The following is a 12,435-nucleotide window of genomic DNA, read 5'->3' on the forward strand; positions in this document are numbered from 1 at the left end:
AACGAAATCCTGTTACTCCTAGAGACGGGTACCGCGGCCCGATTCCCCGAATTAAATTTTGAAGGCGTTCAACTCAGGATGACGACCCCGCCCGGCAGCGTGCGCGCGTTGAGCGCGAAGGAGTGCTGGATCTGCAGCAAGACGGCCTCTAGGTCCCTGGTGGAGAAGCGGCCACTGACCTTGTTGTCGCTCATCTCTTTGGCCATCAGCACCACGCGTCCGGCGCGATAGCGGTTGATCTCCTCGATCACCTCGGCGAGCCGGGCCTGCCTGAACACCAGCATGCCTCGCCGCCACGCCGAGGCATCTTCCGGCACCGCGGGCTGCGTCCCGCCCAGCCCCCGCTCGCCATAGGCGAGCTGCTGCCGCGCATGCAAGGTTCGCACACCGGCGGGATGCTCGATCCGGACGCTGCCGTCGATGCACGTCACGGAAACCGTGTCCGCAACGCACTTGACCTGGAAATGGGCCGCACGGGCGATGCTCCGGCCGGATCCGGCCAGCACCACGAAAGGTGCCGGGGTTTCCGGCAGGTCGATGGCCGCCTCGCCCTGGATCAGCTCGATGCCGACGTCCCTGCCATCGGCCACCTGCCGGCGTACCCGGGTGCGGGTATTCAGCTCCACGTCGACACCGTCGGCGACGACGATGCGCTGGCGCTCGCCGGGACCGGTGCCGAAATCGGCATCCCAATCAGCGATGGCCGGCCACAGGCCGAACGGCGGATGAACCGCCGCAACGGCCACCACGGCCGCGGCGCCCGCCGCCGCCCCGATGAAGGCGCGGCGTTGCTGCCTGCGGTCGGCCTGGACCGCCCGCCGGTGCGCACCGGCCACGGCGGGGTCGCCGGCCAGCAGGCTGCCGATGGCCGGCCCCAACAGCCGCCACTCCCGCCTGGCTTCGTCGAACGCCGCGCCATGCCGGTCGCTCGCCGCCCGCCAGCGGTTGAACGACATGGCGTCCCATTGGCTGACCTTGCCGGACGCGAACAACCGCAGCCATGCCCGGGCCTCGCGCCGCAGCGATTCATCCAGCGCATGGCCATGGTCGTGGGTAGGCGGCGTGTTCATGGTGTCGACCTGCTCGGGTTCGTGATGAAAAGACGTTCCCGAACGGCCGGATTCCCAATCTTTTTTCATCGCTTCTCCCGGCCAATGCGCGCCATGCACAAGTCCTGGGCTTTCTTGAGCTCGTATTCGACCGCGCGTACCGAGATGCCCAGCCGGCGGGCGACCTCCACCTGGGGCAAACCTTCCCAGCGCACCAGCACGAGCACTTGCCGGCATCGCTCGGGCATGCGCTGGACGGCCTTGAGCAAGGCCTCGACCTGGGCACGGTCCTCGGCGGTTTGTACCGGTCCGGGCGCGGGATCGGGCAATTCGGCCAGTGCCTCGATTTCCTCCGCCGAGAGCATCCGGGTCTGGCTGCGTTGGGCATCGACGGCGATGTTGACCGCCATGCGCAGCAGATAGGAGTATGGCCTGGCAACCATGCCTCCGCGATCGTCCTGCGCCTGCAGCCGCAGCCAGGTATCCTGCAACGCGTCCCCCGCCAGCTCGGCATTGCCCAGCCTGCGGGTCAGCTGGCGCTTGAGGTCGTTGTAGCGTTCCACCAGCAACGATCTGAGCAGCGGTCGTGCGTCGTCTTTCTGCGCCATGCTAGGGGGCTCGCGGCGGGCAGTCCGTGCCCGCGATCTCGGTTCTGGGCAGGATGAGAAGAGTCAGAGGCTGGGGCACGTCGGCCGGCGGCGCGATGAAACGGGTCCGGCCCAGCGCCCGCAGGATCGCCGCGTCGCGCCGGCCGTCGCCAGTGCTCCCCAGCAACCGCACGTCGGCCTTGCCGCGGTCATCGACGGCCAGGCGCAATAGCGCCCGATAATCGCCGGGCGCGGTCAGCATATCGTCGCACAGCACCCGCAGCAGCCTCGCCTGGACCAGGCCCCCGTAGCGGTCGATTGCGTGTGCCGATGCCGCGGCGGGTGGCGGCGGCTCGGGCCCGGACGCCCCGGACGGTTTCAGCACGAAGGCATCGATGCCCGGAGTGCCCACGTCGTCCGCGATGAGCCCCGTCCCCGCCAGCATCAGGTCGAGCGCCTCGCGCCCGCCATACGAACCGTGGATCGGCGCCGACACCCTGCCCGCGACCAGCGTATCGGGAAACAGTACGGAACGGCCGGATGCCGCCGCGTAGGCGTCTAGCGCCGCGGCGAGCGGCTGTGCCGGCAGATCGAAATGGATGAGATGTCCCTGCGCATCGTGCGTCATGTCTTCCGGCCATCCGGGAATGGGCGACAACGCGGCGGCGGCCAGGTGCATCGCTACGGCCCATCTCGCGGCGAAGGCTACTTTCCTTGCCATCCGCGGCAGCCAGGAAATCCATGTTCGGAGGTCTTTGAAAGCAAACCCGGGCTCCCCTTACCGGGAAGCCCGTGATGGTAGAAGCCGTTTGTGACGCCGGTGTGAAATATGGCGACCCGGCCGTCGCGCGGATCAGGACCGCCCGGCCTTGCGCGGCTGCTCCGCGGCCGATTTCGCCTTGCTCCCCGCCTGCTTGTAGGCGCGCCGGGCGGCCTGGAGCTCGGCGCCGGAAATGCCGAGCTCCACCATCGATTCCACCAGCAGGCGCAGCAGCCGCTCGCGCTGGCGGATGCGCACGGTCTCCACCCGTCGCGTCCGTTCGAGCTGTCGCGCGGTGGCATTCAACTGCCGGCGCATGTGCTCGTGCAGGTTCGCATCCGCATCGCAGTGGAACTCGGCCGTCTCCGTCATCGTGTTTCTCCGGTGTTGCAGAGGACTACGGCAGTGGGCGGGAAATCAAGCCGAAACGGCCGCGGGTTCCCCCTCCGCCTGCACGGCTGCCTGCGTCGCGGCAGCGTCCGCCCCGGCCTGCTCGGCGCGGAAGTTGCGCAGGTACAGGAAGAACTGGCCCATCATCTGCGTCCAGATCTGCGCCGCGACTACCAGGTGGCTGGCGGACACGCCGCCGGCGGCCACCACGTCCATCTCCAGCACGACGAAATCACCATGCCGGGACACGCGGGCGAAACGCTTGGTACGGTGCCATTCGGTCAGCAGCGCCGCGGGCAGGTCGCCGCCTTGCACGCGCAGCGGGCAGCTGAACGTGAAATCCGCATACTGGTCCTTGGCCTGGGCGTTGCCCCACAGCACCTGGAACCCGACGCCGTGGCAGGCGCTGTGCAGGCGGACGATGCCGTCCTGCTCGATAGGTGTCACGGCGCAGCCGGCGGCCTTGATGGCGTCGGCCACTTGATCGGGGCCGACGAAGGTCAGCATCTGGGTTCCGGTTTTCTCGGCCTCGGCGGGCGTGGCGTTCTTGCTCATGATGTTTCCTGAAATGAATGGTGTTGTGGTGTCGGATACCGGGCGACGCGCTCAGTTCGCCTTGCGCAGCGCCTCGTCCAGCGCGGCGTTGTCGATCTTCACCGAACCGGAGGGGGCCAGCTTGGCCATGTAGGCGTCGATCAGCTCCTGCTGCCGCTGCTGCCGCAGGACCTGGCGCAGGCGTGGCTTGACTTCGTCCAGCGACGCGGTGCGCGCCGCATGAGACTCCAGCAGCTTCAGGATGTGGAATCCGGCGGCCGACTGGACAGGCTCGCTGACCTGGCCCGGCTTGAGGCGAGCCACCGTGTCGCGTACCTCGGGCAGCAATTGGGTCAAGGGCAAGGTGCCCACGTCGCCGCCGCGGGCCGCGGACCGTTCGTCCTGCGAGTTCTTGCGGGCCAGGTCGGCGAAATCGCCGCTCTTGGCCTGGGCCGCCAGTAGCTGCGCCTGCGCGCGGGCCTTGGTCACGGCTGCCGAATCGTTGCCAGGCGCGGCGAGGAAGATCTGGGCGACGTGGTAGGTGGCGGGAATCTGGAATCCGTCCTTGGCGCGTTCATAGGCTTCGCGCACTTCGGCGTCCGAGGGATAGGCGTCGGGAACCTGGGCCACGGAATTCAGGTACGACGTGGCGACGATCCGGTCCGTGACCTCGCGCACGGCGGCGTCTATCCTCGCCTTGATCTCGGGACGGCGCTCCCAGCCCTTGCCCTGGGCTTCCTGCAGCAAGGCCTCGCTGGCCAGCCGCTGGCGCAGCCAGCCTTCGATGCTCGACCGATCCTCCTTGGCCGCATTGCGCTCGGCGTCAGGCATCGACTGCAGCAGGCGTTCGATCTCCTGTTGCTTGATGGACACGTTGCCGATGCTGGCCACGGTGGCGCCGCCTTCCGCGGCATGAGCGAGGCCGGCGGTACCGAGGCAGGCGGCGATCAATGCCGCCGCGATGGCCGACCGGCGGCAGGCCGGCTGATGATGTTTGACTTTCATATCGTTCAACTTCCTTCTGTAGTGGCAGCTGGCGGCTATTGCAGCGAAGCAATATGACAAAACCACCTCGGCCACTGAAAAACCCCGTGCGTCCGCACGATTTCCCTATTGCGCGGCGGGCTGCGCCGCGCCGCGGGCATCGAAACGTCCTTCGTACAGCTTGTCCCCGTACTGCTGGGCGATCTCGTCGAGCTTGACCCTCGCCTTGCCGGCAAACGGCTGCCGGGCAGACATCACCGTGCCCAGGTCGATGGTCTCGTAGGCGCGCAGGATTTCCTGGCCGACGGCATACAGCTGCGCGTTCTTGGCCTCGCACTGCCCGATGGCGGTACGGTGGCTCGCCGCTTCCGTCGCCAGGCGTTGCCGCTCGCCCTCCGACGCCCGGGCCATCTTGAGCAGCTCGTCATAGGCGTTGCGGTATTGCGCCACCTGGCCGGAGGCCTTCTCCAGCGCGGCCTCGGCCTGCTCCTTCAGGCGCACGCTGTCGTCGCGCGCCTTCTGGCGGGATTCCCGCTCCGCCGCCAGTTGCGCCTTGGCCCGGGACAGTTCCTCTTTCAGTTCAGCCAGCTCCCCCGCATCGGCCGGGGCGGCGGAGACCCCGCCGCCCTTCGCTTTCAGCGCGGCCAGCTCGTTCTGCGCCTGCTGGAGCTGCGATGTGGTGATGCGCAGCTGGGCGCGCAAGCGCTCTTCCATGCTTTGCGCCTGCTGGGCCGAGGCGGACCCCGCGGCGGCCAGCGATAGCGCCAGCGCCCATGCGGTTCGCCGCATCGCCCGCCCGGCCGGCTTCCAGGATGCTCTGTGCACGTCGGTCTCCTTAGAAGCGAGCGTTGAACTCGACCTGCAGCATGTCGATCGACAGCGGCGGACCGTAGACTTCCTTCGACGAGATCCAGCGGCCGGTGAACCAGACGCTCTTGTCGACGGCATACGAACCTCCCAGGTAATAGCCCTTGGCGTTGGTGCCGCCCAGGTGGAAGGACGAGTCGTTGTAGGCATCCGGCAACGCGTCGGGCTCGATGCGCTTGTATCCCGCCAGCAGGTTCCAGTCGCCCTTCGCGGTCGGACTGGGCTTGCCGAAAGTCAGCTGCACCATGTAGGCATTGGGGCCGCTCTTGAAATCGGGACGGCCGGTGCCGCCGGAACCGCCGAAGTTGTTGACGATGCCCCCGTTGGAGCGGGTCCACATTTCGTCGGCGTCGTAGGCTAGGTTGCGGATGAAGTTGGCGTCCAGGCGCAGCCCGTAGCCGCCCGCCACCTTGGTGTCCCAGCGGAAGTTCAGGTCCAGCAATTGGAACTTGGAAGCCAGGCCCACGTATTGCGGCATGGACGTATTGGCGGGATCCAGCGGATCGAGCGCGATATTGCGCAACAGCATCAGCGTGTTGCCCTTCTGCATGAACGCCGGCCGCGACCAGTCGGAACTGCAGTGATCCGCGCCGGCGTACAGGGCGCAGGGCTCCGACAGCCTGCCGCTGATGTTGCGGAAATCGTAGTACGCGACGGCGCCGCGCAGGCGGTTGTCCTCGTTCACCTTCCAGTTGGAGCCGACCTGCGCGCCGATCAGCCACTTGTTCCGGCTGCGCATCTTGTCCTGGCTGGTGCCGGGGAAGCTGTCCGACGAGTACTCCAGCGGAATCAGGCCCAGGCTGCCGAACAGCGAGACGTCCGGATTGGCCGCCAGCGGACGCTCCGCCGTCGCGGCGATACCGTCGAAATTCAGATCCGACGAGAACAGCGTATCGGTGGAGAAGAACGGATTGCCGAAGCGGCCGCCGGTAACCGTCAGCCACTCCGTCGGCTTGTACGACAGCCAGGCCTGGTCGAGCCAGACGCTCTTCTTGCCCAGGCCGCCGCCCAGCGTCTGGGTGGTCGACACCGGGCTGGTATCGCTGCCGGTGGCAAGCCGGATCCCGGCCGTCGTGCGGTCGGAGATATCCGCGTAGACGCCCAGGCGGGCACGCGCGCGGAACAGGTTCTTGCGGTTCTGGCGCGTATTGATCGTATCGGGCAGGCCCAGGTTGGTGTTCGGATTGACGTCGTAGCCGCCGCCCTCGTTGATGGCCGCCCAGTCCACCTCGATGTTGCTGTTGCCGCCCGAGTAGAAGCGGGACTCGTTGCGGACCCGGATGTCGCCTTCCACACGGATGCGCTTGGTCCATTCGGGCGTCTCGTTGGGCGCGGCCCAGCCTTCGGCCTTGGCCTGGGCCATGACCTGGCCCTTGATCTCGTCGCGGATCTGGTCGCGCACGGTCTCCGGGATATAGGGCACCCGCACGTCGCCGGGTTCGGGGCGCAGCACCCCTGCCGCCGGCGCGGTGGCCGTCGCGGCGGCCGCGGCCTGGCGCTGCGCCTGCTGGGCCGCCAGGGCTTCGGTCTGCGCCTGGGCGAGCAAGGCTTCGCCCACGTCCTTGGAGAGGGCGCCGCTCTGGATCAGGCCTCGGATCAGGCGGACCATCGCGCTTTCGGTGGGCGCCGCCGCGGTCTGGGCATGGGCCGGGACCGTTCCCAGCAGTCCTGCCACCGACGCGACGGCGGCGGCGATGGCGCGGAGACCGGGGCGGCTGCGCGCCGCACCCGCGGCCGGCCGCTGTTCCCGGGGATGGCTGCCGCGGGCTGCGCGGCGCTCGGAGGTTGTCGATTGATTCATGAGCGAGTTCACGGAATGGGATGGAAACGGATGGGACGGCAGCGGCAGGTTCATGACGGACGCTGTCCCTTGATGGTGATCCGCATCGGGTAGCGCATCGAGGCGGGAGGACGTTCGTCGATCACGTCGGCATCCCGCAGCGCCGCCAGGACGGTCTTGTCGATGTCGGCGTCGCCGGTGCCCTGGACCAGTTGAGCTTTCGCCACCCGGCCCTCTGCACTCAGCCAGAGGTCGACGCGCATGTCCTGGAACGCCAGGTGGCGGGTCCGCGCATCGCGGGCCAACAGCCGCTGCAAGGCGCTCGCGTAGTACGCGGAGTACGCGGAATTGCCCAGCCCGCCGCGCCCTGCTCCGGTCGATCCGCCGCCCCGGCCCGCGGCCACGCCGAAGGCGTCCGTGCCGGCCTGCGCGGCCCCGTCGATGGTGACGGGATCGCCCAGGTCCTGCGACGGGCTCGGGGGCGCTTCTTCCGGCGGCGTATCGAGCGGTTCGATGGGCGTCGGCTCGGGTTCGACCACTTCCGGCTTGACCTCGGGCTCGGGCTCCGGAAGCTTTTCCGGCTCGGGCGGCGGCGGAGGCGGCGGAGGAAGCATCAGCATGGGGGGGGCCGCTACTTCACGCTTGGTACTGGCGGTATCGGCAAGCAGATACCACAGCAGCCCGGCAAGAATGGCCAGGACGCCCAACCCGATGACAAGTCCCCCCCAGCGCCGCCACAGGCGGCTGCCGGCCGACGTCTCGCGAGGGATGGGATCGCGACTGATCACATTGCTCTCCTCACGCCGGCTTGCCCGTCACCAGGCCGACCTGGTTGAGCTCGATCCGGCGGAGCAGGTCCAGCACTTCGACCACCTTCGCGTACTGGACCGACGCGTCGCCGCGGACGATGACCGGGAAATCGGGCGACAACGCCTTTTCGGTGCGCAGCCGCTCTTCCAGTTCAGGCAGGGTGACCGGATAGGCATCGAGGAATACCTGGCCGGCGTTGTCGATGGTGATGGCCTTGGTCTTGGGTTTTTCCAGCGGGACCGAGGCGCTGGCCTTGGGCAGGTCCACGCGGATGCCGGGAATGCTGGCGTTGCTGGTCAGGATGAAAATGACAAGCACCACCAGCAGCACGTCGACGAAAGGCGTGATGTTGATGCCGTTGGCGCGCTTCTTGGTGCCGAACTTGACAGCGGTTGCCATGGTCGCCCGCTCCGTCAAGCGCGCTGCAGGGCCGGGCGGGCCTGACGGCCCTCGCCCTGCTCTTCGGCCAGGCGCGTGGAGAACTCGTCCACGAACACGGCCATGTCGGCGCCGATGGCTTCCGAACGCGAGGCGAGCCAGTTGTAGCCGAACAGCGCGGGAATCGCGACGCCCAGGCCGGCCGCGGTACACAGCAGCGCGGCCGCCATGCCGGGCGCGACAGAGTTGATGTCCACCGCGCCGGCCATGGCCGCCACCACGAACACCAGCATGATCCCGATCACCGTGCCGAACAGGCCCACGTACGGGGCCCCTTCGATGGTGGTCGACAGCCAGTTCATGCGCTTGGACATGCGCTCGTTCTCGCGCACCATCACACCGTCCATCGCCGCGCGGATGGCCCCGATGGTGGCATCCGATACCGCGTTGATGTCATACCCGCGCTCCTGGCGGCGGCGCATTTCATCGATCGCCACTTCATAGAGGCGGTAGAGCGGCGAATCCTGCTTGACGTCCTCCGGAACGCGGTTGCTCTTGGCGAGGTGGTCGAGCGGCGCGCCGGCCGATTCGCGAAAGAAGGCCATGAACGCGTCGTTGGCGCGTGCCATCGCGCCGTAGCTGCGGCCCTTGCCGATCATGATGGCCCAGGAAACCAGCATCATCAGGGCCAGGATGGCCACCACGACCCAGGCGTCCAGCGGCATTGCCGCGAGGATGAAGCCGAAGTGGCTCTTGCCGGCCTGCTGCTCGTCGGCGCCGAAGGCGGTCAGGCGCGAATCGGCGCCTTGCGAAATGGCATCGGCCAGGATCAACGCGTCGGGACGGGCGGTCTTGGAAAGACGCAGTTCGTCGATGGCCCCGGTGAAGGCGCCAAGCGCCGGCGCGGCGGGCGCGGCGGCGCCGTTGCGCGCCACGTCGCCACCGATCGCCGCGGCAGTGTTGAAAGCGGGAACGCTGGCCGCCACGGCGGCGGCCTGGCGGCCGCTCACGTACAGGGCGACATTGCCGCCCTCGGACTTGACCGCGATGTGCGACCACTGGCCCGCCTGGATGGGCTGGCCGGGCGCGCTGCGCTGCCCGTTGACCTGAACGAACGGCACGCCCTGGTTCACCCCCACGACGAACTCGTTGGCGCCGTCGCGGCGCACATAGATGGCCTGCTCGGCACCCAGCTGATCGGGCCGCACCCAGGCGGAGAACGTGAACGGCGCGCCGGCCTGCAGCGCCAGCGACGGCGAGGCGGGCAGCATCAGGGGCGAGACGCCGAGCTGGGCGCCCTTGCCGATGACTGTGCCGTCCACGCTCACGACGGCGGTCTGCCCATGGTTGCCATAGGCGGTGGTGTCGCGCGGCGGCACGTTGGCTTCGGAGAAGTGATAGACCAGCGTGTAGTCCGGATCGAACGTCAACTGGCCATTGGCCGAAGCCGGAGCCTTGGGGTTGCCGTAGTACATCCACAGTTGCTGGGCGCCATTGGCCGACACATTGGGCACGTCGACCCATACCAGCGCGATGCCCAGCAAGGGATCGAACTGCTCGATCTGGTGATTGAGCACGGTCTTGTCGTCGCCCGCCACGAAGCGCAGGTCCGAACCGTTCTCGCTCACGCCCTCGAAGCTGAAGTTGCCGGTGTGCAGGCGGATCAGCACCGGCGTACGCCCCGCCTCGCCGCCCAGCGCGGCGCCCTGCTGCGTGGCATCGATGGTGATGGGTTTGCGGTAGGCCCAGTCGGGTTGCCACCAGGCCTGCGCCAGGCCGGGCAGGACCGCGCTCAGCATGGTGAGCGCGAAAAGCAGAATGCGACGCATGGAAGACTCTCCGAAGACTTGTCTGGAAGACATGAATAGAAGCTAGTGGCGTTGATCAATAGCTGGCGTTGATGCTGAAGGTCAGGCGCGGATCGTGCCGCTCGGTGCGAGGACCGTCCTTGAGCGGATAGCCGAAGTCGAGCCGTCCGGTCACGCGCTGGCCGATGCGAAAGCTCGTTCCCATTCCCACCGAGGCCAGCGTGAAGCGGGCATCCTGTTCGGGCAGCGGATCGCGCAGCCGCAACTGCGCGGCATCCAGGAATACATAGGCACGCCAGTTCTCCACCCAGGAGCCGGCCCAGGGCAAGGGCTTGGTCCGCCATTCGGCCGAACCGACCAGGCCGTAGTCGCCGGTGGACTCGGCCGACATGTAGCCGCGCACCGAGTTCATGCCGCCGGCGGCGATCTGTTCGCCGGACACCAGCGGCGAATCGGTCATCTGGCCCGCCAGCCTGAACCCCAGCTGCGAATCGTTGGCGAAGTTGTAGGTGGCGTTCACATCGGCCTTCAGCACCATGAAGCTGGGCGACGCCTTATAGCGCTTGTAGTCGAACTCGCGCCAATTGCTGCCGTAGCCGAACAGGCTGCGCGTACCGGTCAGGAACGACATGCCGAGCGCATACTGGCCGCGCTCGGTCTGGCGGAATCCGGAATAGGACAAGGTGATCGGCGCGTACCTGAGCGGGACGTCGTCGCCCGTGGTGCCCAGCCACAGCTGTTCCTTGTTGCGCTTGAAATCGACGCCCGCGCTGAACGCGTGCCACCAGTCGCCTGCGTTGGGTACCGTGTAGGTGGCCTTCAGGCCGATGGAGTGCCCCTTGCCGAGCACCGTCGTGCCGCCCACCGTCGTGCCGCCCACCGTCGAGACGTTGCTGTCGGAAACGTAGCCCGACATCTCGAGGCTCCAGTTCGAATCTTTCAACGGAGCGATGTAGGATCCCGACCAAACCTTGGTCTGGTTCAGGTCCTGGGGCGTGCCGAAGAAGCTGAGCGACGCGCTGTGCCCAAGCTGCCACAGGTTGTCGTGGCCGATAGAGGCCGTGGCCCGCAGCGGCTTGGTGTCGGGGCTGCGATCGTTGTTCAGGCCCACGCTGGCGCGCCACGGACTGCTGTCTTCCACTTTCAGGTCGACGTCCATGGTGCCGGGCAGGCTGCCCTGCCTGACGAGCGGCATGACCTGCCGGCGGCCGGTGCGGTTCAAGGCGGTCAACTCGGACTGCGCCTGGTTGAAGTCGGGCACCTCGCCCTCTTTCAGGGCCGGCACCTGGTCGCGCACCGCCAGCGGCGACGAGTATTCCGCGCCAACCACACGCACCCGGCCTACCTTGGTCTCCGATACCTGGAGGAACACGATGCCGCCGACGACCTGCTGTTCGGGCAGGTCGACGTACACGGACTGGTAGCCCTTGGCCTGGTAGACCGCGAGCAATGCGTCGCGCGCGGCCTCCATGTCCTTGAGGGTACGGCCCGGTCCGAGGAACGGCGTCACCGCCTTCTCGATCGACCTGGCGTCCAGCACCGTGTTGCCCCGTACGATGTATTCGTTGATGTCGACCCGGCGTTCCGCGCCGGTCGAAACGTCGGCGGCAGGCGCCGCTCCGGCGCCCGGTGCCTGGGCCGGCGCAACGCCGGGAAGGCCCAGCGACATCGCCGCCAGGCAGAGGGCTCGCCATGCCGCCGACGGCCCGTTCTTTTTCAGCTCATGCATGTGTCGAAATCGTTTCTCAAGTAGTAGCCTTCGCGGCATGCCGTCCTCGCCCCCACGGCTGGACGGACACAGGGTCCGGACAGCGCCGCTCGACATGTCGGAGCGTGCGCATGTCGGCGTTGCGTACGTTTGCATAGACGGATGAGGAAGCGCCGGACTGCCGTTTGTCACGAAAAGTTCATGAAAGAAATCCGGCCGCCGAGCGGAGCGTCCCGAGACACGCGCGCGAGGTGGTCCGATTCCTGCTCCGGTGCTAGGATGGAATCAAGGCGCTGTCGAGCGCGCTTGCCTTGCCCGGCATCGATTCCCGCCGCCTTTTGCAGGGTCGGGACGCAGGAGATCCCCCGATGAACCGCAAATCGTTCGTTTCCCTGGCCGCACTGCTGGCCGCCCACCTGTTTGCCGGCGCGGCGTCGGCGGCCGATGCCGCGCCGGCGTCCTCCTGCATCGAAGTCGAGGTAAACGGCCAGCGCTCGCCCTCCTACGGGTGCCTGACCCAGAAACTGCAGCCCACTCCCGCGCCCAGGAACCTGGAAGGCACGCCGGAACTGGCCTCCGAAGCCATCGTCCAGCGCTCCTCGAACCAGTTGGGTCTGTTCAACCGGGCGGCCACGGCGAACCGCATGGGCAACACCTTCGGCACGTCGGTGTATCCGCAGCGGCCGCCCGCGCCGCAGTACGGCAGCCCGGTGTTCGGGCCGCGCTGATAAAAGAACGGTGCGCGGTCCGGAGATCCCGACCGCGCACCGCTCCGACTAC

The 12,435-nt window shown here is 67.7% G+C and carries 13 protein-coding genes; 1 reads left to right on the top strand and 12 read right to left on the bottom strand.

Features of this window, described 5'->3' with window-relative positions; all coding sequences use genetic code 11:
• Positions 1–68: 68 nt before the first annotated feature.
• The 12 genes from CDO44_RS16125 to CDO44_RS16180 all read right to left on the bottom strand — a co-directional run bounded on the left by CDO44_RS16125 (position 69) and on the right by CDO44_RS16180 (position 11,676).
• Entirely contained in the window at positions 69–1,139 is a 1,071-nt protein-coding gene (locus tag CDO44_RS16125) for a FecR domain-containing protein (RefSeq protein ID WP_087781285.1), read from the bottom strand.
• Positions 1,136–1,657: an RNA polymerase sigma factor gene (locus tag CDO44_RS16130; RefSeq protein ID WP_087781286.1), complete on the bottom strand. Its 522-nt coding sequence runs from the start codon at positions 1,655–1,657 to the stop codon at positions 1,136–1,138. Before CDO44_RS16130 ends, CDO44_RS16125 begins: the two co-directional genes overlap by 4 nt.
• Before the next feature lies 1 nt (position 1,658).
• Entirely contained in the window at positions 1,659–2,357 is a 699-nt protein-coding gene (locus tag CDO44_RS16135) for an STN domain-containing protein (RefSeq protein WP_144389535.1), read from the bottom strand.
• A 132-nt stretch (positions 2,358–2,489) separates the two neighbouring features.
• Positions 2,490–2,768 carry a hypothetical protein gene (locus CDO44_RS16140; protein ID WP_087781288.1) on the bottom strand — a complete coding sequence of 93 codons (279 nt, stop codon included), beginning with the start codon at positions 2,766–2,768 and terminating at the stop codon, positions 2,490–2,492.
• A 45-nt stretch (positions 2,769–2,813) separates the two neighbouring features.
• On the bottom strand, positions 2,814–3,341 hold the full coding sequence (locus CDO44_RS16145; RefSeq protein WP_087781289.1) for a YbjN domain-containing protein: 528 nt from the start codon (positions 3,339–3,341) through the stop codon (positions 2,814–2,816).
• A gap of 51 nt (positions 3,342–3,392) precedes the next feature.
• Complete coding sequence (locus CDO44_RS16150) at positions 3,393–4,325, bottom strand: peptidylprolyl isomerase (protein WP_087781290.1); 933 nt, start codon at positions 4,323–4,325, stop codon at positions 3,393–3,395.
• Positions 4,326–4,430: 105 nt separating this feature from the next.
• Positions 4,431–5,129 carry a hypothetical protein gene (locus tag CDO44_RS16155; RefSeq protein WP_144389536.1) on the bottom strand — a complete coding sequence of 233 codons (699 nt, stop codon included), beginning with the start codon at positions 5,127–5,129 and terminating at the stop codon, positions 4,431–4,433.
• A 10-nt stretch (positions 5,130–5,139) separates the two neighbouring features.
• Positions 5,140–6,972, bottom strand: coding sequence for a putative porin (locus CDO44_RS16160; RefSeq protein WP_087781456.1), 1,833 nt, complete (start codon positions 6,970–6,972; stop codon positions 5,140–5,142).
• 50 nt (positions 6,973–7,022) lie between these two features.
• Complete coding sequence (locus CDO44_RS16165; RefSeq protein ID WP_233146215.1) at positions 7,023–7,739, bottom strand: energy transducer TonB; 717 nt, start codon at positions 7,737–7,739, stop codon at positions 7,023–7,025.
• A 10-nt stretch (positions 7,740–7,749) separates the two neighbouring features.
• On the bottom strand, positions 7,750–8,160 hold the full coding sequence (locus tag CDO44_RS16170; RefSeq protein ID WP_087781292.1) for a biopolymer transporter ExbD: 411 nt from the start codon (positions 8,158–8,160) through the stop codon (positions 7,750–7,752).
• 14 nt (positions 8,161–8,174) lie between these two features.
• Positions 8,175–9,968 carry a DUF2341 domain-containing protein gene (locus CDO44_RS16175; protein ID WP_087781293.1) on the bottom strand — a complete coding sequence of 598 codons (1,794 nt, stop codon included), beginning with the start codon at positions 9,966–9,968 and terminating at the stop codon, positions 8,175–8,177.
• Between the two features lie 55 nt (positions 9,969–10,023).
• Positions 10,024–11,676 (bottom strand): ShlB/FhaC/HecB family hemolysin secretion/activation protein, encoded by a 1,653-nt coding sequence (locus CDO44_RS16180; protein ID WP_087781294.1) that lies wholly within the window; start codon positions 11,674–11,676, stop codon positions 10,024–10,026.
• Between the two features lie 347 nt (positions 11,677–12,023).
• On the opposite strand from CDO44_RS16180, the gene CDO44_RS16185 reads away from it, so the two are divergent.
• Positions 12,024–12,383 (top strand): hypothetical protein, encoded by a 360-nt coding sequence (locus CDO44_RS16185; protein WP_087781295.1) that lies wholly within the window; start codon positions 12,024–12,026, stop codon positions 12,381–12,383.
• Positions 12,384–12,435 lie beyond the last annotated feature (52 nt).

Source organism: Pigmentiphaga sp. NML080357 (assembly GCF_002188465.1).
In the GTDB taxonomy this organism is placed as follows: domain Bacteria; phylum Pseudomonadota; class Gammaproteobacteria; order Burkholderiales; family Burkholderiaceae_B; genus Pigmentiphaga.

What these genes read in the sequence shown, in the direction of transcription:
- CDO44_RS16125 (WP_087781285.1), bottom strand. Translation starts at nt 1,139, where the DNA reads ATGAAAAAAGATTGGGAATCCGGCCGTTCGGGAACGTCTTTTCATCAC.
- CDO44_RS16130 (WP_087781286.1), bottom strand. Translation starts at nt 1,657, where the DNA reads ATGGCGCAGAAAGACGACGCACGACCGCTGCTCAGATCGTTGCTGGTG.
- CDO44_RS16135 (WP_144389535.1), bottom strand. Translation starts at nt 2,357, where the DNA reads ATGGCAAGGAAAGTAGCCTTCGCCGCGAGATGGGCCGTAGCGATGCAC.
- CDO44_RS16140 (WP_087781288.1), bottom strand. Translation starts at nt 2,768, where the DNA reads ATGACGGAGACGGCCGAGTTCCACTGCGATGCGGATGCGAACCTGCAC.
- CDO44_RS16145 (WP_087781289.1), bottom strand. Translation starts at nt 3,341, where the DNA reads ATGAGCAAGAACGCCACGCCCGCCGAGGCCGAGAAAACCGGAACCCAG.
- CDO44_RS16150 (WP_087781290.1), bottom strand. Translation starts at nt 4,325, where the DNA reads ATGAAAGTCAAACATCATCAGCCGGCCTGCCGCCGGTCGGCCATCGCG.
- CDO44_RS16160 (WP_087781456.1), bottom strand. Translation starts at nt 6,972, where the DNA reads ATGAATCAATCGACAACCTCCGAGCGCCGCGCAGCCCGCGGCAGCCAT.
- CDO44_RS16170 (WP_087781292.1), bottom strand. Translation starts at nt 8,160, where the DNA reads ATGGCAACCGCTGTCAAGTTCGGCACCAAGAAGCGCGCCAACGGCATC.
- CDO44_RS16175 (WP_087781293.1), bottom strand. Translation starts at nt 9,968, where the DNA reads ATGCGTCGCATTCTGCTTTTCGCGCTCACCATGCTGAGCGCGGTCCTG.
- CDO44_RS16180 (WP_087781294.1), bottom strand. Translation starts at nt 11,676, where the DNA reads ATGCATGAGCTGAAAAAGAACGGGCCGTCGGCGGCATGGCGAGCCCTC.
- CDO44_RS16185 (WP_087781295.1), top strand. Translation starts at nt 12,024, where the DNA reads ATGAACCGCAAATCGTTCGTTTCCCTGGCCGCACTGCTGGCCGCCCAC.